This window comes from Candidatus Binatia bacterium (assembly GCA_029248525.1).
Lineage (GTDB): Bacteria > Desulfobacterota > Binatia > UBA12015 > UBA12015 > UBA12015.
This window is the reverse complement of record JAQWJE010000033.1, coordinates 98,583-120,053: the sequence shown is the minus strand read 5'-3', so window position 1 is coordinate 120,053 and position 21,471 is coordinate 98,583. Positions and strand designations below refer to the sequence as shown.

Annotated in this window: 17 protein-coding genes; 6 read left to right on the top strand and 11 right to left on the bottom strand. The window is 61.2% G+C overall.

The window, feature by feature from the left end; all coding sequences use genetic code 11:
* Both P8K07_07015 and P8K07_07010 read left to right on the top strand, forming a co-directional pair.
* Nucleotides 1–592: hypothetical protein (locus P8K07_07015; GenBank protein ID MDG1958271.1), on the top strand; the 592-nt coding region annotated here is incomplete at its 5' end.
* Nucleotides 593–819: 227 nt separating this feature from the next.
* Entirely contained in the window at nt 820–1,209 is a 390-nt protein-coding gene (locus P8K07_07010) for a regulatory protein RecX (GenBank protein ID MDG1958270.1), read from the top strand.
* A 44-nt stretch (nt 1,210–1,253) separates the two neighbouring features.
* Here the strand turns inward: P8K07_07010 and P8K07_07005 are convergent, their stop codons facing one another.
* The 7 genes from P8K07_07005 to P8K07_06975 all read right to left on the bottom strand — a co-directional run bounded on the left by P8K07_07005 (nt 1,254) and on the right by P8K07_06975 (nt 11,229).
* Entirely contained in the window at nt 1,254–3,263 is a 2,010-nt protein-coding gene (locus tag P8K07_07005) for an alkyl sulfatase dimerization domain-containing protein (protein ID MDG1958269.1), read from the bottom strand.
* Nucleotides 3,264–3,281: 18 nt separating this feature from the next.
* On the bottom strand, nt 3,282–5,267 hold the full coding sequence (locus P8K07_07000; protein MDG1958268.1) for a hypothetical protein: 1,986 nt from the start codon (nt 5,265–5,267) through the stop codon (nt 3,282–3,284).
* Nucleotide 5,268: 1 nt separating this feature from the next.
* Nucleotides 5,269–6,915 (bottom strand): phosphomethylpyrimidine synthase ThiC, encoded by a 1,647-nt coding sequence (thiC, locus tag P8K07_06995; GenBank protein MDG1958267.1) that lies wholly within the window; start codon nt 6,913–6,915, stop codon nt 5,269–5,271.
* 141 nt (nt 6,916–7,056) lie between these two features.
* The gene (locus tag P8K07_06990; protein MDG1958266.1) at nt 7,057–8,637 is read right to left on the bottom strand and encodes a long-chain-fatty-acid--CoA ligase; all 1,581 of its coding nucleotides are present in this window, start codon (nt 8,635–8,637) and stop codon (nt 7,057–7,059) included.
* A 26-nt stretch (nt 8,638–8,663) separates the two neighbouring features.
* The gene (locus P8K07_06985; protein ID MDG1958265.1) at nt 8,664–9,074 is read right to left on the bottom strand and encodes a hypothetical protein; all 411 of its coding nucleotides are present in this window, start codon (nt 9,072–9,074) and stop codon (nt 8,664–8,666) included.
* A gap of 1 nt (nt 9,075) precedes the next feature.
* Complete coding sequence (locus tag P8K07_06980) at nt 9,076–9,549, bottom strand: MaoC family dehydratase N-terminal domain-containing protein (GenBank protein MDG1958264.1); 474 nt, start codon at nt 9,547–9,549, stop codon at nt 9,076–9,078.
* A gap of 9 nt (nt 9,550–9,558) precedes the next feature.
* The gene (locus tag P8K07_06975) at nt 9,559–11,229 is read right to left on the bottom strand and encodes an AMP-binding protein (protein ID MDG1958263.1); all 1,671 of its coding nucleotides are present in this window, start codon (nt 11,227–11,229) and stop codon (nt 9,559–9,561) included.
* Nucleotides 11,230–11,392: 163 nt separating this feature from the next.
* On the opposite strand from P8K07_06975, the gene P8K07_06970 reads away from it, so the two are divergent.
* Nucleotides 11,393–12,175 carry an enoyl-CoA hydratase-related protein gene (locus P8K07_06970; protein ID MDG1958262.1) on the top strand — a complete coding sequence of 261 codons (783 nt, stop codon included), beginning with the start codon at nt 11,393–11,395 and terminating at the stop codon, nt 12,173–12,175.
* Between the two features lie 68 nt (nt 12,176–12,243).
* Entirely contained in the window at nt 12,244–14,001 is a 1,758-nt protein-coding gene (locus tag P8K07_06965) for a hypothetical protein (protein MDG1958261.1), read from the top strand.
* Here the strand turns inward: P8K07_06965 and P8K07_06960 are convergent.
* The gene (locus P8K07_06960) at nt 13,989–15,377 is read right to left on the bottom strand and encodes a M23 family metallopeptidase (GenBank protein MDG1958260.1); all 1,389 of its coding nucleotides are present in this window, start codon (nt 15,375–15,377) and stop codon (nt 13,989–13,991) included. The genes P8K07_06965 and P8K07_06960 overlap by 13 nt on opposite strands.
* 57 nt (nt 15,378–15,434) lie before the next feature.
* Nucleotides 15,435–15,932, bottom strand: coding sequence for a DUF721 domain-containing protein (locus P8K07_06955; protein MDG1958259.1), 498 nt, complete (start codon nt 15,930–15,932; stop codon nt 15,435–15,437).
* Nucleotides 15,933–16,183: 251 nt separating this feature from the next.
* Between P8K07_06955 and P8K07_06950 the strand changes: the two genes are divergently transcribed.
* A complete protein-coding gene (locus P8K07_06950; protein ID MDG1958258.1) occupies nt 16,184–18,970 on the top strand; it encodes a vitamin B12-dependent ribonucleotide reductase in 2,787 nt (928 codons plus the stop codon).
* A gap of 306 nt (nt 18,971–19,276) precedes the next feature.
* Here P8K07_06950 and P8K07_06945 read toward each other — a convergent pair whose 3' ends face one another.
* Nucleotides 19,277–19,849, bottom strand: coding sequence for a septum formation initiator family protein (locus tag P8K07_06945; GenBank protein MDG1958257.1), 573 nt, complete (start codon nt 19,847–19,849; stop codon nt 19,277–19,279).
* Here P8K07_06945 and P8K07_06940 point away from each other — a divergent pair.
* Nucleotides 19,836–20,174: a hypothetical protein gene (locus P8K07_06940; protein MDG1958256.1), complete on the top strand. Its 339-nt coding sequence runs from the start codon at nt 19,836–19,838 to the stop codon at nt 20,172–20,174. The genes P8K07_06945 and P8K07_06940 overlap by 14 nt on opposite strands.
* A gap of 201 nt (nt 20,175–20,375) precedes the next feature.
* Here P8K07_06940 and P8K07_06935 read toward each other — a convergent pair whose 3' ends face one another.
* Entirely contained in the window at nt 20,376–21,401 is a 1,026-nt protein-coding gene (locus P8K07_06935) for an LLM class F420-dependent oxidoreductase (protein ID MDG1958255.1), read from the bottom strand.
* Nucleotides 21,402–21,471: the final 70 nt, after the last annotated feature.

Genomic DNA, 21,471 nt, shown 5'->3' with positions numbered 1-21,471 from the left:
CGAGTTTGCGTCGAGCAATTTCAGCGTCCAGACCCTCGGCGCGCCCTTTGTACGCGACCTTTCGGGCGACTACCTGCTGCGGGACTTCCCCGAGCCCGGCGATGATGCCGTGATCGAATGGCAGCAGGGCAAGCAAGGCTTTGGCGTTGTGCTCTCCGAGACCGGTGGCCCGACGCCGACACCGGCTCCGACACCGACGCCGGCACCGACGCCGGCACCGACACCGGCACCGACACCGGAGCCGACACCGGAACCGACACCGGAGCCGACGCCGGAACCCACGCCGGAGCCGCTGAGCTACACGCAGGATGTCTGGCCGATTCTCAACGGACCATGTGCCGGCTGTCATGGCGCTGCCGGGAATTTCCAGATTACCTCGAGCGCTGCAAGCGTGGTGGACGTGGAGTCGATCGAGAATCCTGGCGAGGTTTACGTTGTGCCCGGGAACCCCGGAGCGAGTTTTCTTCTGGCGGCTGTGACCAGCGACGCTGGGGGCAAAATCTACACACAGATGCCTCCGGGCGGGCCTTATCTCGAAACGAATGAAATCAATCTGATTACGGCGTGGATTCTTGAGGGAGCGAATCCATAACCCGGATCTCGCCCTGAGCGCCAAGCAGAATCAGGGGCCGTCTCGTCAGAGGCGGCCCTTTTTTCTGGAGCCATTTCTCCAGCCCGCCAAGCCTGCTAAACCCGGAGGCCGTGTGGGGAAAACGACGCAAACCGCAGCGGCCACCGCGCGATCGCGAGGAAGCCGAAAAGCGGGCCTATAACTCTGCCTGCAGGGCTTTGTCGCGACGCCCGCGAGGAGAGGCGGAATTGCTCCAGTGGCTGCTGGATCGCGAACATGAGCCCGAGGTCGCGGCAGCGACCGTCGAGCGGATCCGAGAGCTCGGTTACCTGGACGATGTCGAGGTCGCGGCATCCGTGGCGCGGGACGCCGAGCGAAGGCGTCTGGGGAGTCAGAGGGCGGCACGAACGTTGGCCCAGCGAGGAATTGCACGCGAGGATGCAGATGGGGCGCTCGATCAGCTGCGCGAGGGCGATTTGCAACGCGCGCGCGCCCTGCTCGAGCGACGATACCCCGATGGTATGCCCGACGACCCCCGCGAGCGGCAACGTGCGTTGCGCCGGTTGGTCACGCGCGGGTATCCCTACGGGATTGCGCGCAAGGCCATCGGTCTCGATCGCGACGTCGATTTCGACTGAGGCAGCTTGCAACCGGCGTGTAGAATCTCGGTCCCTCGGGCCTGCTAGGGGGTTACGATATTGAAGTTGGGGTCCTGCATATCGATGCTCGTGAGAAAGGATCCCAGAGCAAGGCGACTTCCTTCGATCGAGAAGCCCTCGGAAAAGAGCAATTCCTGAAGCCCCACCTGACCGGAGAGCAGGTCCTGCCAAAAGGCGCGGGTTAATATGATCGTGGCATCCGCATCGGGGTGGGGCTCGCCCTGCCGGTGGTTCAGGACCGAATTCCGAATTTCGACAACGTGAGTTTCATCCAGGTCGGTGAAGGTGAAATTGAAAATGAGTTCCTTGCCCTCGGTTTTATCGGCGTTGAGTCGGACCGCCAGAGCGTCAAGAAACCCGGAGATCGGGATCGCCTGCAGGATGCCGTTGGCACTGGACGTCGATGTTGTCGCGCTCGGGCCATCCTCGCGCAATTCCAGAGCACCCGTCAGGTAGATGTCGCGCCAGGGTCCGGACTCCGCTTGATAGCCCAACTGATCAAAGGTGCTGGCGAGAAGGTTGCGCGCCTTCCTGTTCGTAGGTTCGGCGAAAACGAGGTGGCCAAGAATACGGGCACTCCAGCGGTAGTCGCCCTCGGCGTAGGCTTTCGAGGCAATCTCGAGGACGCGGTCGGGACCGCCCATGGCGTCGACATAGCGCTCGGCCTCCGCGACGGGCGGGTGTGGATGCAGATTGACGGGGTTCCCGTCATAGAAGCCGAAATAGTGCTGGTAGACCGCGCGGGCATTATGCGAAGTCGTGCCGTAGTAGCCCCGATTGGCGAAGGTCTTCGCCAGCGAATCGGGCAGGCGGATGGTCTCGCTGATCTCGTCGGGGGTCAGTCCCTGATTGGCCAGATTCAGGCTCTGGTCGTGGAGGAATTTGTAGGTATCACGTTGCCCCTCGAGATATTCGTGAATGTTGCGCTGCCCCCATACCGGCCAGTGGTGGCTGTTCACCAGAACGATCGCCTCGGGAAATAAATCGATCGTTTCGTCGATATAGCCGCTCCACTTCAAGGCATCGCGCGCCTTGGCTCCACGCAAGGTCAACACATTATGCATGTTGCGCGAAACGACCTCGGCCCCGAAGAGGACTTTTTTCGCGGGCAGGTAGAAGAGGAATTCGGCAGGTGCCTCCGATTCCGGCGTGTACTGAAAGATGAACTCGACGTTATCAAGAACAAGCCTCTGACCGGTTTTGTCGACGGTGTCGGTCGGTGGAATAATCGTCCAGGTCCCCGAGGTCGGACTTTTCCCCAACCCGGAACCGATATGGCCGCGGGGCGACCGGTCGAGGCCAAAGCCGTACATGAAGGAGGCTCGTCGCGACATGGCAGCCCCGGCGAGCAGCAATTCGCTCACGGACTCTTCCATGATCCCGGCTGGTGCCACGATTCGGATTCCTTGATCCGCGACTTCTTCAGTGGTGGCGACGCCCTCGACGCCTCCGAAGTGATCGATATGGCTGTGCGTGTAGATGATGGCGCGCACGGGTTTATTCCCCAGGTGTTTGCGCACCAGGTCCATGGCGGTGCTTGCGGTCTCCCGGCTGCCCAGTGGGTCCACGATAATCCACCCGGTGGCTCCGTCGATCACACTCATATTGGCGAGGTCGTAACCCCGGACCTGGTAGATGCCCTCGACGACTTCGAAGAGGCCATGTTCGTTATTCAGTTTTTCCTGACGCCACAGGCTGGGATTGACCGAGGTCGGCGCTTCGCCGACGATGAAATCATAGGTGCCGGTGTCCCAGAGTACGCGACCATCTTCGCTCAGGACGCGCACCTGATCCCCACCGGCGATCTTTCCCCGGCGCGCGTCCTCGAAGTCTTTTGGATCATCCAGTGGCAACGACTCGGCAACGGCCTGATTGTGCCGGACGGTATGGGCCGAAGGCGCGGAAGTCATCCCCGAGAGAGCGTTGTCGGTTGTGTCGCCCGAGAGTACCGGCCGCTCGGTGGATTGAGCGCAGCCGCTCAGGCCGAGGATCAAGAGACCAATGGAAAGAAGGGAGGTTCGCGATGATGGCATGAGATATCCTTGCAATGGTTAGGGAAAGGGAATCCAGGGACGCTGCCGCCCCCGGCTGGAGAGGAAGTTGGCGGTTTCCTGTCGGACGAGCGGGTCCTCTCGAAGGTCGTGGCCCAGTTCGGGGCGCTGTACGCGCAAGCCACCGGGCCCGCGGCGCAAATGGGGCCCGACAATGCGCAAGCCGAGTGCATCACCCAATCGCGTCGCCAGAAGCGGGTGGAGGGTATAGTCGTTGCCGCCCGTGAAGATCAGAACATCGGCAGAGTTTGCGGGACCGGTTCGTTGGATCGCAAAGGCAAGTGGTTCGCCACCGGCTGCGGCCCAGGCAAAGGGCAGGGCGAACTGCTCGCCCAGCTGGAAGCGGAAAGGGTCGACACCACAGAGGCCCGGAGGCTCGCAGGCTGCGGTATCTCCGAGGCAGTCCGCTCCGCTATCGGGACCACCGATGCAGGAGAGGAGCTTCGGGTGGAATTGATGCGGTGCATGCAACATCATCCATCCAGGGAGATCGCCGCCGGCGGCCAGCAGCGCGGTGGTGCCGATCTCGGGTTCGACGGACCGCGCGATCAGGCCGACCATCGCGCCGACAGAATATCCCAGGTAGAGGACTTCGCGCGGTTTCCACTCCCAGGTATTCGGCTGTCGAAAGCCGCAGCGCTGGACCGCATCGACAACCGCAATGACGTCGATTGCGGACTGTCGCAGGTGGTTGGCGAGACCGGCGGGGTCGGTCGGGTCGAAGAAGCGATCGCCATTCCCGCCCCGGCGGCCGTGGTCGGGCAGGTCGATCGCGAGGGCGGCCATGCCGCGACCAAGCAGGTCGTCACGATGCTTTCGCAGCGCCCGTTCGCTGCTCCCGCCATGGCCATGGACGATCAGAACCAGAGGTGTTTCCGCATGGAAACCTCTCGGCAATGCCAGGCGAAAGGTCACCTTGGGCGCCGGCGTGAACTCGGGGTTCAGGGGGTCGGCACGGAGGGAGCGGATTGTTCCCTGATAGAGTTCGCCGTCGGGCAGGCCTGGCTCGGCCTGATCGGCGACCATCGCCAATTGAACGGGCACACACGTTCGTGCACGGAGTTTCTCCCGTATTTTCTGCAGAGCACGGCGGTCGTCGCGGGTCGGAAACTCCAGCAACGTCGCTTCGGGCTGCGACTTTTTTTGCGGGGTGAAGCGGAAGCGCAATTCGCGAAAATCCGAGCTTTCCATCGAGCGAGGCCATTGAACCTGAAACCCTGCCACTGTCGGGGCTGCGGTCGTATCGCTGCTGCGGATCGTTTCCTCCACGCGGCGCAAAAGATTGGTCGCAGCAATCCTGTCGAGGGGGGCCGATTCTCCGCTGGGCAAGGACTGGACCAGGGGGAGAGCAAAAGTGCCGCGAGGGAGGTCGATCTCTTCCCGGTTCGCTCGAGGGAAGGTGGCCCCGCTCGCCGCGATTTTTTCTTCGGTCGTCGCGCCGATGACTTCAAGGGCATAGCGCCGGCCCATCCGCAGCGGAAGAATCGGTTGCAGGCGAAGTGTGCGGCCGTCCCCAAGAAGACGGACCCGGGCGGGAATCGTGCCTTTGTCGATCAGGGATTCGCAATGACCTTGCGCGAAGCTGGTTTCGGCAGTGTGCAGCAGGTGCATTGCCTCGGCACATTCGGTGGCCAGTCGCGCCCCGCTGGCCCGATCGGATGCGGGGGCCTCACTGTCGCGGAGTCTGGCGGCGGCGGTAAAGGCCTCGGCCAAGGCCAGAGCGCAATTCTCCAGCGGCGATACTGTGCAAGCATCGAGCGACTTCGCGGCGCCCTCGCATGCCATCAGTTTCGTGGCGATGGGCCCGGGCAGCTTCAGTGGGATCGCGAATTTCCGAAATTGCCGGCTGGCCCAGAGGATCTGTTCGCTGACCGCGGCGGGCGTATCCCGGGGTGCGGGATCTACCGCTTCAGAGCTCGCGCCGCCGGGAATGGCCAGTTCTGAGATCGCGATGGCGAGCGCGACGAGGATCCGGCTAGGTCCCAAATCAAGCCTCGGGCGCGTTCAGTTCAGACTGGATCTCTCGGGCCGATTCCTCACCCGGCGCTACATCGCTGTGACAGGCGTGCTGATCTTCGACGACCGGAAGCTTTGTACGTCTCTTTTCGAGCAGTTCCTGTCCGTTGGCATCCACGCCGGGGCTTTGCTGAGCGCGACGCTCGGGTTGAAATCCGGCGTCTTTGCCACTCGCGAACTCCTGAATTTCCTTTGAGATCCGCATGCTGCACCAGTCGTGCCCGCACATGGCACAGAAATCGGTGTCGACCTCGAGGTCCTCATCATGGAGTGCGCGAGCCGTCGGCCCGTCGAATGCCAGATCAAATTGCATCGGCCAGTTGAGAGCGGCCCGAGCGCGGGAGACATCGTCGTCCCATTGCCGCGCTCCGTCGACGCCGCGGGCAATATCACCGGCATGCGCTGCGATCTTGTAGGCGATGCAGCCATCTTTCACGTCCTGCTCCTTGGGCAAGCCGACGTGTTCCTTGGGCGTCACATAGCAGAGCATGGCAGCGCCATGACGGGCAGCTTCGGTGGCGCCGATGGCGCTGGTGATGTGGTCGTAGCCGGGGAAGACGTCCGTGACCAGCGGACCAAGAACGTAGAAGGGGGCGTCGTCGCAGACCTTCTGCTGAAGTTCCATATTGAACCCGATCTGGTCCATAGGCACATGTCCCGGCCCTTCGACCATGACCTGAACGCCCTTGTCTCTGGCCCGGTGGACGAGTTCCCCGAGGGTCTGCAATTCCGCCAGTTGTGCGGCATCGGAAGCGTCCGCAAGGCAGCCTGGGCGGAGACCGTCGCCGAGCGAGTAGGTGACGTCGTATTGCCGCATGATGTCGCTGATCTCGTCGAAGAGTTCATACATCGGGTTTTCGCGACCGCGATGGATCATCCATTTGGCCAACAAGGAGCCGCCACGCGAGACGATGCCCGTGGTTCGCTTGCCGACCAGGGAGAGGTGGTCGCGCAGGACACCGGCATGGATCGTGAAGTAGTCCACGCCTTGCTGGGCCTGGAACTCGATTTCTCGCAAAATATGATCGTATTCGAGTTCCTCGATCGAGCGGTCCATGATCATGCCGTAAATCGGGACGGTCCCGATGGGGATCGTACTGTGGTCGACGATCGCCTGACGGCAGTCGGCCAGGTTGCCGCCGGTCGAAAGATCCATCAGCGTATCGGCGCCGAACCGCTCCGCCCAGCGCAGTTTCTCGACTTCTTCATCGGTGCTGCTGGAGACAGGTGAGGCTCCGATATTCGCGTTGATCTTGGTGGTGACCATGCGCCCGATGCCGAGTGGGTCCAGACGATTGGGGGACTTCTCTCCCGCGGGGCGTGTATTCGATTCCTGATCCTGACGCCGTTGCTCGCTGGTCTGGTTGACCCAGAGTTTGGCGTCCGCCCGAGCGCCCGGATGGCCGGTTACCGGACGGCCAACGGTCGGCACGGTGCCGATCGCCTCGGTGGGCGCATCACCACCGCTACCCGCGAGATGGCGTATATTGGCCGGAATGACCAAACGTCCTCGAGCGACCTCCTGGCGTATGAAATCCGGCGACTGGTTTTCTCGCTCGGCCACGCGTTGCATGGATGGGGTAACAATTCCTTTGAGCGCGCTCTCGAGTTGGGTCATAGCCAAACCTTCCAAGTGGGGAACTAGCCTGCAGGGCCCACCATTCTTGAACCTACGCCGGGGCTGTCGCCGGTTCAAGGCAGAAGGGGCGGCAGTTTGGCTGACTTCGGCAACTTCTGGTCGGAAAATGCCCTCAGAGCGTCAGTTCACCCGTCGTTTGTCCCCCCAGTGCTGCTCGCGGAGGCGATACTTCTGTAATTTCCCGGTGGCTGTGCGGGGCAGAGATTCGAGAAATTCGACCTCGGTGGGGCATTTGAAATGTGCGAGGCGGCTGCGGCAGAACTCGAGGATCTCCGGGGCCGAAAGGGTCTGGCCGGCCCGCAGAACGACCAATGCCTTGGGGGTTTCCCCCCATTTGGGGTGTGGGACGCCGATTACGGCGCACTCCTCGATGGCTTCGTGCTGGAAGAGAACGTCTTCGATCTCGGGCGAGCTGATGTTCTCGCCGCCCGAGATGATGACGTCCTTTTTGCGGTCGACGATATGAATACTTCGGGTCTCGTCCCAAACCCCGAGGTCCCCGGTGTGGAAGAATCCGTTTCGGATCGCCTTGGCCGTTTCCTCGGGTTGCTCCCAGTATCCCGCAAAAACGACATTGGAGCGGGCGCAGACTTCCCCGACGCTGGTGCCGTCCTGGGGCACTTCGGTGCCATGATCATCGAGCAGAACCATCTCGACGCCAAGGCCCTGCACGCCGGCTCGTGCGCGACGGGGCCAATCTTTTTGCTCGGTGTGGTGGTCCGGTTTGGAGATGGTCAGCAGGGGTGCTGTCTCGGTCAGGCCATAGATCTGCAGGAATTCCCAACCGAGTTCGGTCTCCAGTTGCTCGATGAAAGCGGAAGGAGGGGGTGCGCCGGCCACGACGAAGCGAGGCTTGGTGCGGACCTCGTGTTTCGCACGCTCGGGGTAGTCGAGTGTGGTGCGCAGAACGGCTGGTGCCATGCATGCAAATGTGACCGATTCCGCGGCGATCAGGCGCCAGATTTCTCCGCCATCGACCGCACGCAGCACAATATGTTTTCCGCCCATGCCGGTCATCGCGTAGACGCCGCCCCATCCATTGCAGTGGAACATCGGCAGCGTCCAGAGCTCCACGTCGTGATGGTCGATGCGCATATGTGCGATGAGATTATAGGCGTTCAGATAAAGATTGCGGTGCGTGAGCATCACGCCTTTGGGCCGCGCGGTCGTGCCCGAAGTATAGTTGATCGAAACCAGATCCTCTTCCGAGAGTTCGGGCGCTTCCGGGAGTGTGGTTGGCTCCGCTTCGATCAGGTTGTCCCAGTCGACCCACCCGTCGCCGGCGGGCTCGTGGAAGGGCTGGGAGGCGCTGATCCAATGCTCGACTTTCTTGAGTTGCCCGCGGATGCTGTCCACCACGTCCGTGTATTCGCGATCCACAAGGACCGCCCGAACGCCTGCATGGTTGAGGATATATTCGTGATCTTCGGCGACGAGCCGATAGTTCAGGGGCACCAGCACCGCACCGATCTGGCTGGTGGCGTAAAAGCTCTCGAGGAAAAAATGGGAGTTGGGGCTGAGCACGCAGACTCGATCCCCCTTGCGAATGCCGAGCCGCGTGAGTGCATGCGAGAGCTGGTTGGCGCGCGCCTGAAATTCGGCGTAGGTCAGCCGGATATCACCATCGACAATCGCCTCCTTGTCTCCGTAGAGACGAGCGGCGCGTTGCAGGAATTCATTGACCAGAAGCGGGACGTGCATGGCGTCTGTTTCTCCTTCTCCGGCCGTCAGGCCAGGGAGCGAAAGTCGAGAGTTGCGGTACCGACGACGTTTCTTTCGCCTGACTCGGTCTGCAGCCATAAATCAACTTCGCAAGTTGTTTCCGGCTCGTTCTTTTCGGTGATCATCGCGTGCAGACTGGCTTTTTGTTCGGCGACGACGAGTCCTCGGAAGGTGGTGCCGATCCGGGTGACACGGGCGCCGGGACAGCTCCGGAGGAGCAGCCGGGCGAGCAGGCCCATGGACATGACCCCGGGAAGAATTTGATCGGGCAAGCCCTCGGCGAGTGCCTCTTCGCGTGAGCTGAAGCGTCCAGCCTCCATGCCGAGTTCCGCCGCGTGCGCCCGCACGAAATCCGACGGAAGGGCCAGAGCTTCGACGGGAAGTTCATCACCCTCCCGAAGTTCGTCGTAGTTCATCTCAGGCCTCGCTTTCCGGCAGGGGAAGTTTCTGCAGGCTTCGGCAATCGATGAGTGCGACCATTTCGCCGCGCTGGTTGACCAGATGGTTGCGGAAGGTCACAAAAAACATCGAACCACTGCGCCCGGTTTTCTCGAACATGCGAGTGATACGAGAAGTGGTCGTGATCTCATCTCCGGGTCGCACCGCGACTCCCAGTTCGATGTCCTTGCCGCCATCGAAGGTCGCGGTATTCATTTCGGCGACGACGACCGGGGGCAGGTGGTGCTCGCCGCGTAGTTTCACAACGAAGGTTGGAAAGGCGATCAGGCCACCATGAGGTCCGGCCTTCGCCGCGTCCGGGTCGATATAATTAGGGTCATCGACTCCGAGAGAACGCGCATAACCAACGAGCTCCGCGGTGGTGACCGCGGTGTGGGTGAAACAATCGTAAGGCCGATCGACTTCGGATGAGGGAATGTCACGAAAGGACATGAAGCAGACCTAACCACGCAGCCGTCGGCCTGCCAGTGGGGCAGGCACAGAATCTTGCAGGCTCCGGGCGAGACGACGTTTGTCGACCTTGCCACTCGGCAATCTCGGGAAATCTTCCAAAACCTCAAGCCTTTCGGGAAGTTTTCGGGTCGAGAGCCCCGCTTGCCCCAGACGTTCGCTCAGCCGCGGCAGGCTCAACCTCGGTGCCCCGGCGACATAACGCCCACACGCGCAGGCAATTTCTCCACGTTCGGGGTCGGGGAGGGCTACGACGGCGACTTCCCGAAATTCCGGGCAGGAGGCGATGATTTGCTCTTCGATCTCGCGAGCCGAGATGTTTTCGCCCTTGCGCACGATGATCTCCTTGAGACGTCCGGAGATGCGGAGGTAGCCCTCGGCGTCGCGGATGCCCAGATCCCCGGTTCGGAAGAAGCCCTGATCATCGAAAGCCGCCTCGTCCAGAGTCGCATCCGTATAGCCGAGAAAACATTCCGGGCCGCGCGCGCGGACTTCACCTTCGTTTCCTGCAGGCAGGTCCTTGCCTTGGCTGTCCGTAATGCGGATCGTCACGCCGCGCAGGGGTTTGCCCTCGGAATCCTGCCCCCTGCGCCCCGCATCGCCGGCGCCGGTGGTGGAAATGGTGGGAAACTCCGAGGAGCCGTAAACGCGTTTGGCGATCAGGTGCGGGAGCTTTCGTCGAGCTTCCTCCAGCAGGGAGCGGGCAACCGGCGCGCCACCACAGGAAAAAAGTCGGAGCGTTCGAAGGTCGTATCGCTCGATCTCGGGGCGAGCCAGCATTTCCTGCAGGAAAACAGGTGCTCCGATCATATAGCTCACTTGGTGCTGGTCGATCGCCTCGAGTGCGGCTCCGGCATCCCATTGCGGTTGCAGCACTGCGCTCGTCCCGAGCAGGGCTGGCGTCAGAATCCCGTGGATGACCCCCGAGATATGACCGAGAGGAGATGGCATCAAGACGCGGTCGTTCGGGTTCAGGGCGTGAGCTTCGCGCAAGCTGTCGATTTCGGCGCCGAGAGTTTCGTGGAGGTGAAGAGCGCCCTTGGGGGCGGCGGTCGAGCCGGAAGTGTAGATGATGGCGGCAGCTGTCAGCGGATCGATCTCGTGAACGGGAGGGCGCCCTCGCTGCAGCAGGCTCTCGTAGTCTTGCGAGCTGTCCGGGCCGGATCGAACGGCAATGGCGCGCGTTGCGGTTTCCGCAAATTCCTCCCGCATCCTGCGAGCCTGAGGGCTCTTGCCGTTTACGAAAATCAGCCTGGGTGAGGTTTCTCGAAAGATGCCGCGCAATTCGCGAATCCCGAGCGTCGGCACGAGAGGAATCACGTGGGCGCCGAGGTGCGCTGTTGCCAGAAACACAACCACGGCTTCGCGCCAGTTGGGTAGTTGGTAGGCAATGGCATCACCGGAAACGACGCCTTCGGCGGCCATCCCGGCGGCGAGTTGCATGGTCTCTTTTTGGATATCGAGGAAGCTGAAGTGCCGTGATTCCTCGATCAACATGGTGGCGTCCGTTCGGGATTGGACGGTTTCCGCAAAGCGGTCCCCGAGGGCGCGGCCGCACCAGAAGTCGGTAACGGAGGGAACCTGTGCCTTGAGGTTCCGGATTTGATCCGGGATCCGCTGCCTGTAGGGGGGGATCTTTTCTGATCGGTCCGATTCTCGCATGATCCTGCCACTCCGGGCGCCAGCATCGGACCCGGGACGCCATTTCGCCGGGTTTTTGCGAGAATCGCAAATGACCTTCATCGCCGCCCTCAAGCGCGGTTCCTCCGGGCCGTTTCCGGCTTGCACTTGAAGCCTTGGGGATGAGGAGGGTAGTCCTGTCGGTATGGCAGATGTCGAGTTTCAAAATGAAAATGGAGTCCTCTGGATTACTCTCAATCGCCCCGAGCAGATGGGAGCGCTGACCTCGGAGATGCGTGACCAGATCGTGGAGCAGATCTGGGCCGCCCGGGACGATACCGCCGTCCGGGCGCTGGTCATCACCGGCAAGGGCAAAGGGTTTTGCACGGGTGCCGACCTTTCGGGGGGCGCGCCGCCGACACCATGGGTTGGGCGAACGCGGTTCATGATGCGGACCGGATCGCAGAAGCTGCTGCGGGCGATCTGGGAGATCGAGAAACCCGTGATCTGCGCGGTCAACGGAACTGCCGCAGGGCTGGGTGCCCATATCGCCTTTGTCAGCGATTTGATCGTGGCGGCCGAAGGCGCACGTTTCATCGAAGTCTTTGCCCGGCGCGGGATTGCGCTGGATGCGATGGGCGGCTTTATCCTGCCGCGGATTCTGCCTCTGGCGAAAGCCAAGGAGTTGGTATTCTTCGGAGATCAGATCACCGCGGAGGAAGCCAAGGATCTGGGCGTCGTCAACAAGGTCGTGCCGGTCGAGGAGTTGGAGGCGGCGACCCGGGAATGGGCCGAGCGTCTGGCCGTAGGGCCGACCTTCGCCATCGGAATTTCCAAGCGATTGCTCAATCGAGGGACCGAAGTCGATCTGGAGACCAGCCTGGATGACGAAGCGACCATGCAGGCGTTGGTGGTTGGATCCGAGGATGCACAAGAGGGGATCAATTCCTTTCGGGAGCGTCGCAAGCCGGCCTTCAAGGGGAATTGAGCCCCGCCATCGGCAGTTCGCAAAGGGGTCTTCGGCGCGGGATCCTCGTGCTTGGATGTCTGGCGCTCATGGTTTCGGCCTATGGATTGGTCCGCCATAACAACTGGTATCTGGCGAGCGATCAGGCCGCGTTTCTGACAATGGCCCGAGATCTGCGGTCCGGAACGGTTTTCCATGATGCCACCATTTTCACCGAAACCGTTCCTCACCAGTGGCATTGGAAGACATATGACGCCTTGCAGCAGACCTATTTCTTTCGCGATGGTGAACTATATTCGCGCTACCCTCCCGGATTCCCCCTCCTGCTGGCTGCCGCGGGCGCGTTAGGGGGCGAGGCGGCCGAGCATTGGCTGAACCCTTTGCTCTATCTCGCCACCCTGCTGATTCTGGCAGTTTTGCTGGATTCGGTTTTACGCGGCCATGATCCCCTGCTGGCGCTGGGGGCCGGGGTCTTGTCGCTTTGGTTGGTGCTTCTTGTGCCGGCGGGCATTCATCTCTGGGGGATCACGGTCGCACGCGATCTCCCGGCGCATGGTTTGGGCCTGCTGGCCGTCCTTCTGGCTGTGCGGGGTCGAGCGTTTGGCTCGGGTTTGGCGTTGGGTGCGGCAGCATTGATCCGGCCGGACGCGCTGCTCTACGCGACCTCCGTGGCGGGTGTGGCTATTTGGCGGCCGCCCGCGCGCCGTGCCCTGGTTTTATGGGGCGTGGCTCTGGGCCTCGGACTGCTGCCCCTGCTGGCCTATAATTTCGTGACGCAGGGCCACCCCTTCTCTTTCACGCAGGGCGGCGAATTCCTCGAGCTGCTCAGCTGGGTTCTGCCGGGCACGGCGTATGCTTCCGAAGAGCTGGCCGTCGCTGTCTCCGGGGGTGGTTTTCGTCTTTCGCATTTGGCGAGCACCTTGCCCGGTAACCTTCGTCTTTTTTGGGGCTCCTTCGGCGCCTTGCTGCTTTTGACGCTCGCGGGGGGCTTGTGGTCCATGCGTCACGCACCGGGAGCCGCAGCGGCATTGCTGCCCTATCCGATTGTCGCGATCTTGTTCTACAGCTGCTGGGTCCACCCGGATGCTCGCTACCTTACCGGTGCGAGTCTGTGTCTTCTGGGCCTTACCGCGGTCGGCGGGGTGGTCATGGCCCGCTTTTTTCAGAACCCGGCTCTTGGTTGGTTCGGGAAAACCCTCTCCATTCTCCTCGGAGTTCTTTTGCTCTCATGGCAGCAATCAGATCAGCATATTCTGTCGATGGCACCGCCGGGGCGCGTGTTTGTGGGACTTTTTTCCTCGGCAGTTCTGATGGGTCTTGTGCGGACCTGGTTCCGTGATGCCGCGGGCTGGGCCATGTTGGCGCCGAGCGTCGCTTTGGCCTTGCTGGCGATGCTGCCGATGCTCGTGAAAGCTCCAGGTTGGGGACCTTTTCGTCGCCCCGAGCAGCTTGCGGCGAGCGACTATGTGCGCGAGCAGGTTCCGCCCGGCTCCTTCCTTCTGGCCGACCCCTCCCTCGGGCGCCCCGCCGAAAACCTCCGTGTCTACGGGGGTGTCGAGGCCTTTTATCCTGCCGAGTTCGCCCTGCTGGATACAACACCCGAGACGGCTGCGTTTCTCGCTCTGATCCATGGGCGGCGTGTCTTCCGGCTGGTGGATGGCCGTGATGTGCTCCCCCGGGTGGCGATCCCGGGGATGGCTACTCAGAAGTTGGTGGCCTTTGTGCCGCAGTCTCGGGCGGCCGAGATTTTTGCGGATCCTCGCCGGGTGCCCTTCGGCGTAAGGCTCTATGAGTGGAGCGGGCTCGATCCTGCCGATCCGGTCGGTGCCGTCGGTCAGGGGCCTTGAGCCCCGGCCTGCCGGAGCGGTTCCAGAATCTCGCGCTCCACCCATTGGGCATCCCACCATTCCAGAGGGTCGACATGGTGTCCGCGCAAGGTCACGCTGAAGTGCAGGTGGTCACCACCTGCCAGTCCGGTCTCGCCGCTCCGCCCGATCACGTCGCCGCGGGTAATGCGCATGCCGGGTTCGACGTCGATTTCGCTCAGGTGGGCGTATAGCGTGGCGAGGCCCAGTCCATGGTCGATCAGGACGACTTTGCCGTAAATACCGAGTTCCCCCACCCATTCGATTTGGCCGTCGCCCGCGGCCTCTACCGGCGCGCGCCGCACCGAAGCCAGATCGTAGCCCAGATGGGTTTGTTCATCGATGGGTTGGCCCTCGTAGGTGTAGGTTCGGTGCTCGGCGAAACGGGAGCCGACCTGCGTTCCACGTTGTTGCTGAAGGGCGCGCGGGGTGAGTAGCTGGGGCGCGGAGCTTGCCAGCAGGGCCTGAAGCTCGATCTCGCTTTGCTTGCGCATCGTCCGGTTGACGGCGAGATAGGCCTCCGCGGGGGTCTCCGGGACGGGTTCCTCGTACCGGATCAGGAGCGGCTCGATTTTCGTGCGGATGAATTTATCCGAAACCCGAATTTCCTCGGCGCGTGGCCTGCGGTTTCGGATCTGCAGAGGGACCCGTTGTGTCTTGCGGTTGCCGGCCGCATCTTCGGCGTAGATCAGGGCGGCCAGATTCCCCGGGGCATTCCAGGGGACCGAGTAGAGGCTGGCCATCCGCTCGCCGTCCGTAAATGGGCCCGGGCTGCCGGGGAAATCGAGTTCCCCGACGAGCATGCCGGAGCGAACCGCGTCGCTGCCCGTCTGGTAGAGAATCAGGCCGGTTCCTCCTTGCAAAATGCGGTGTGCCCCGCTCAGCACGCGCAAGTCCGGCGGGGTCAGATCGACCTCGAACTCCGCCTGACTCACCAGACCGCCGTCGCTCAGGCGAGACAGGGGGGCATGACCTGTTGCCTGAAGGATCAATTCGGCAGTCCCTTCGGCCAGGCCGAGTTCCTGCGGGGAAATTTCGACCTCGCGCTCGCGGCGTTGCACGCCCGGTTCGAGCAGGCCGCCAGCCGGCAAGGTCTCTTCTGCGAGAACGTATCGGTTGCCGCGTGCGTCGCGAATATAAAGCTGCCACGCGGCCAATCCGGCGTGCGGGGCCTCGAGAGAGAGTGAGATCCGACCGCTCTGGCCCAACACTTCGGGAACTCCCTGCAGGCTGCCGGTCGGGCTGGCTGTCCCGCCTCGTAAGAGCCAAAAGGCGATCACGGCAAAGCTGATCAGAAAGAGCGCCGGGATCAGGCCTCGGCGGCGACGTTTTCGCGGGCGCAGGAGCGAATCGACCATGGAGGGACTCTACACTTTGGTGCGGGCTGCGGCGACTGTCGGGGAAGCTTTGGGCGTTTATTTTCTCGTTGGGTGGCGAGAGGATGTGCGATCCTGGCTCAGGCGGCGGTTCCGGGCACGCTCAAGGGCGGCAAAGGCCTCCTGCAGATTCGTTGAAAGCGGCGGGGCGTCCCGTCCGGCAGGCAGGGCGTGGTCTTCGGCCGAGTCTGGCGCAGGGGCCGGGAGCCTGCGGTGTCTGGCGCGAAAAGGGGAGACGCCGGGGTCGACCGCTCCCTGGCTGACCAAGCGGATTCGCTCGACAACTTTTCGGCCCAGCATGGCGTTGATTCGGTCACGAATTTCGGGAGTCATCAAGGCGAGTTCCTGACGCCAGACGGCATCAGGAACCGCGAGCACGAGTTCGGAGCCCTTGAGTGCAAGCGGTGTTGCCTGCGCCGCGATCCGCTCACCGACGGTTTGTTTCCATGCGTCCATCAACCGCCGGATGTCGCTCGCGCGCCCGAGGCCCACATGGGCCAATGCTTTCCCGAGTATCGTATCGACTCTGTCAATCATTTAAATGAATCGCGCCTTGAGTTTTTTGTGGGAAAAGCATCGGAATCCCGTGCGAAAGGTTTGACAATACCATATGTTGTGTGGCAGAACCGCCGCCCGCACAAGATAACGGGCTCGAGTGTCGAATCCAGATTTTTCGGGAGCGAAATGAGACTGCTGAGATTCATACAGGAAAGTGAAGAGACGCCAAAGCCAGCACTATAGATTCCGGCGCCATGTGGGGGCACTGGAGGGTTTGAGGGGAGAAGGCCGTGGGAACATCGACGTTGACCAGTCCGAAGAAGAAAAAGTCCAAGCCGAATGCCGAGGCGAAGTCGCCGGCGGCGGCCAAGGGCATAAAGATCGAAAGGCTCTTCACACTGGGTGAAGATGGCCAGCCGGTGGACCCGATGGAAAATCTCGTCTGGGAACGGCGGGATGCGACGATCGCCGGCGAAGGCGGGACGGTTGTCTTCGAACAGAAGGATCTGGAGATTCCGGCGGATTGGTCGCAGTTGGCCACCAACGTCGTTGCCTCGAAATACTTCCGAGGCCCGATGGGAACACCGGAACGCGAGAGTAGCGTTCGCCAACTGATCGGTCGGGTCGTGGAGTCGGTCCGCACTTGGGGTCTTGAGCAGGGATACTTCGAAACCAAAGGCGATGCTGCTCTTTTCGCTGATGAATTGGCGCACATTCTGGTTGAGCAGAAGGCGTCGTTCAATTCGCCGGTCTGGTTCAATGTCGGCGTCGAGGAACACCCGCAGTGCTCGGCCTGCTTCATTCTTTCGGTGCAGGATACCATGGAGTCGATTCTCGACTGGTACCGCCGCGAGGGGGTCATCTTCAAAGGTGGTTCCGGCTCGGGCGTGAACCTGTCCGGAATTCGCTCGTCCAAGGAGATGCTGGCGGGGGGCGGCACGGCCTCCGGGCCAGTTTCCTTCATGCGCGCTGCGGATGCGTCCGCGGGCGTGATCAAATCGGGCGGCAAGACGCGCCGCGCCGCCAAGATGGTCGTCCTCGACGTCCACCACCCGGACATCGGTGAGTTCGTGACTTGCAAGGCCGAAGAGGAGCGCAAGGCCTGGACCCTGATCGACGCCGGCTACGACGGTTCGCTGGACGGACCGGCCTATAGCTCGATTTTCTTCCAAAATGCCAATAATTCCGTGCGGGTCACCGACGAGTTCATGCAGGCCGTCGAGGATGACAAGGAATTCCACACCCGGAATGTGACCGACGGCTCGGTGGCCGAAACGCACCAGGCGCGGGATATTTTCCGCAAGATTGCCGAGGCGGCGCACTTCTGCGGCGACCCCGGAATGCAATACGATACGACCATCAACGACTGGCATACTTGCGCGAATACAGGCCGTATCAACGCTTCGAACCCCTGCAGCGAATACATGCACCTCGATGATTCGGCGTGCAATCTCTCCTCGATCAATTTGATGAAATTCGTCAACGAAGCCGGCGAGTTTGATACGCAAGGGTTCCGCCACGCGGTCAATGTGCTGATCACCGCGATGGATATTCTGGTCGATTCATCGAGTTATCCCACCCCGGAGATCGGTGAGACAGCGCACCGCTTCCGCCAGTTGGGTCTTGGCTACGCCAATCTCGGCGCGGTTCTCATGGAACTCGGTCTGCCGTATGACTCGGATGCCGGTCGCGAATTCTCGGCCGCCGTGACGGCTCTGCTGAGCGGTGAAGCCTATTTGCAGTCGACCCGTCTGGCCAAGGTCAAGGGTGCTTATGAGGGCTATGAGGAGAATCAGGAACCTCATTTGAGAGTCATCGAGAAGCATCGAGCCGCTTCGATGAAGATCTCCTCGACTCATGTGCCTCTGGACTTGCTGCACTCGGCTCGAACCTCGTGGGATCAGGCATTGAGTGAAGGTCGGGAGCACGGTTATCGGAACTCTCAGGCGACCGTCCTTGCGCCCACCGGGACCATTGCCTTCATGATGGACTGCGACACTACGGGCGTCGAGCCGGATATCGCTCTGGTGAAATTCAAGAAGCTGGTCGGCGGCGGTATGCTCAAGATGGTGAACGGCACCGTCCCGAGCGCACTCGCGCGTTTGGGTTATGATTCCCGCGAAGTTCAGGAAATCGTTGAGTATATCGACAACGAAGGCACGATCGAGGGAGCGCCGGGGCTGCAGGATGAGCACCTTCCAGTCTTCGACTGTGCGTTCAAGGCGCTGAAGGGGACGCGCACCATCGCCCCCGAGGGCCATATTCGGATGATGGGCGCAGTCCAGCCCTTCTTGTCGGGGGCGATCTCCAAGACCGTCAATATGCCGACGGATACCAAGGTCGAGGAGGTCGAAGAGGCCTATATGCTGGCCTGGAAGCTCGGCATCAAAGCCCTGGCGATCTATCGGGATGGCTGCAAGAGAACCCAGCCGCTGAATACCTCGAATGAGGAAAGCTCGTCGAAACTCCCGACGATTGGGGATGTGGAAAGCGCCGCCAAGGCGATCGCCGAAGCGGAGGCGCGCCCTGCGCGCCGACGAATCCCGGCTGACTGCCGTTCGATTCGACATAAATTCGATGTCGCCGGTCACGAGGGCTACATTCACATCGGGTTCTACGACGATGGAACGCCGGGCGAGATCTTCATCAAGATGGCCAAGGAGGGCAGCACCATCTCCGGCCTGATGGACACTATCGCGACCCTGACATCAATGTCCTTGCAGTATGGCGTTCCGCTCGATGCGCTGGTCAATAAATTCAGTCATGTTCGCTTCGAGCCATCCGGCTTTACCAAGAACCCGGAAGTTCCGTTCGCGAAGTCCCTGACGGATTATATCTTCCGCTTCCTTGGTGTGCGCTTTCAGGACGGTGCCGCGGTCGAAGAAGGCGGCGAGATCAAGCTGGGTGCAGCCGTGGTCCCTGCCGAGGCACCGCCGGTGGCGGCTGCATTGCCGGAGAATGTCGCGTTCCAGCAGCAGACGGACGCGCCGAGTTGTTCGGAATGCGGCGCGATCATGATCCGCAACGGCTCCTGTTATCGCTGCCCGGAATGCGGCACGACGAGTGGTTGTTCCTGAATAGAAATTGAGAGACCCGCGACTCGCGCGGGAAGGCCTTGGCGGGTGGGGCGATCCGGACTCATCCGTTGAATCAAGAGCATTAGAGGCTGTGGTGGCTGAGGTGTGTGGGGCTCTCGGTGGTTGTGGGGTTGGATGTGGTCCGGATAGTGGAAGGACGGGGCGCTCTTGCGGGCGCCCCGTCCCCGTTTGTACCACTACGCGCGAAGGGGAAGACGAGGCAACCCCGGCAGCGGCCAAGTGCCTAACTTGTCAAGGAAACTGCCTCCCGGTCAACAGGTAAAAGCGACCGATATCCCTTGGACGTCAGTTTTTTGTGCCGATTCGGTAAAGGGTGTCGCCGTCCCGAACCATGTGCAGGCGTCGCCTGGCGAGATTTTCCAGAGCGAGATCTTCTTCTTCGATCTTGCGGATTTGCTCTCGGGTTTGGTCGATTTCCTGCATCATATGGAAGCTGGCCTGGTTGATTTCCGCGAGCTCGTTCTCGAGCGAAAGACCCTTGGCCAGGCCAAGCTCGCCGGTCGCGGCCGAGACGAAAAGGAGTCCCGCGACCAGAAACATGCTGATCGCCAACCATGAGGCTCGAACCTCTTCGAGGAAGTGGCGCATGCGCTCTTTTAGCAAAGGAGTGGTTTCCAGCAAAGTCGTGCGCCGAGGCAAAACGTAGTTCTCCCATTTTGAGGCTTCCAGCGTGTCTGAATCGCTAGAGTTCATCGTGCCGAATCCATTTTTAAAATATTGTTCTTCCTGTTGACACGCTTCTCCTGTCGTGAGTAAAATGCCGTTTATTGTGTGGTTGGGTGGAGGAGTGGCGCCCGGCTCACCTGAGTGAAGATAGAAATCAGGGGAACCTAAGGAGGATCTGATGGCAATTGCCAAGAAGAAAAAGAAGGCTCCGGCTCGCAAGAAGAAAGCCGCTGCAAAGAAGAAGAAGGCTGCGCCGAAGAAAAAGGCCGTAGCGAAGAAGAAGAAGAAGGCTGTAGCCAAGAAGAAGAAGGCTGCACCCAAGAAGAAAAAGGCTGCTGCCAAGAAGAAGAAGGCTGCGCCCAAGAAGAAGGCCGTAGCCAAGAAGAAGAAGGCTGCACCTAAGAAGAAGGCTGCTGCCAAGAAGAAGAAGGCTGCGCCCAAGAAGAAAAAGGCTGCTGCCAAGAAGAAGAAGGCTGCGCCCAAGAAGAAAAAGGCTGCTGCCAAAAAACGCAGATAGGCTGGAGTAACCCGGGATAAAAACCGGGCTTGGGAGTCGGACGTCGGCTCCCCTGCTTCTCGAAAGGGAAGCGGTTTAGCTACCAGATCTCAGGTGAGTGCGGGTATTTACCCGAAAAGGAAATGCCCCCGGTCTTCGGACCGGGGGCATTTTTGTTTTGCTCGTTTCTATTGCGGACATCGCCGCGCCGGAATGTTGGTTCTAGAAGGTCAGTTCCGCGATCGTTTCCAGAGCGCTCGGATCGCCGCCCAGGATCAGGGTGGAGGCATTCGTCGATTTCCATTCATCCAATCGATCCTTCACCCGGTCGCGAGGCCCCAGGAGGGCTACGCTGTCCAGAAGATCATCGGGAACCTCGGCTGCGGCTTCCTTCTTTTTGCCGTCCAGGTAGAGGTCCTGAATTTTTCGGGCGGCATCTGGCCAACCTTGGCGGGTGATATGGTCATTGTAGAAATTCTTGCCACGGGCACCCATGCCACCAATATAGAGGGCTAGTTGGGGTCGCAGCATATTGCGGCAGGCTTCCAGATCGTCGTTCACGATGGCGATGATCGTCGGCATGATTTCGAAGTCGGCAGCGGTTTTTCCGCCGCCTGCCTTGGCCAGGCCTTTTTCGATACTCTCCTGGAAAGTCTGCAGCCCACCGGGGGTGGTCCAGATCGGAATGAAGCCGTCGGCGACTTCCGCGGCCGTGGCGATTCCCTTGGGGGAGATCGTGGCCGTGTAAATGGGAATGTCTGCGCGGCCGTGAAGAATGCTCTTCAGCGGTTTACCGAGCCCCGAGGAGCCCTCTCCGTGGTAGGGCATCTGATAGAATTCACCATCAAAGGTCACCTTTTCTTCGCGAGCGAAGATCTGGCGCATGATGCGGATATACTCGCGGGTCCGCTTGAGGGGTTTCCCGTAAGGAACACCATGCCAACCCTCGACAACTTGCGGTCCCGAGGGGCCAATTCCGACCAGCATACGCCCGCCGGACATCTGATCGACCGTCATGGCCTGCATGGCGCACATCGCGGGAGTCCTCGCGGGAATCTGCATGATGGCGGTGCCCAATTTGATTTTGGTCGTCTGCGCGCCGATCCATGCCAGGGGAGTGATGGCGTCGTTCCCCCAAGCCTCCGCGGTCCAGACAGAGTCAAAGCCCAGGGACTCGGCTTTGAGGATACGCTCCATATCGATTCTGATCTTCGGACCGAAGCCCGCTGCGTTCACGCCCAATTTCATAGGGTATTCTCCTTCATCGTAGAAATTCGTATTGTTTTCCGGGGATTTTGGCGCTGGCTTGCGAGCGCCC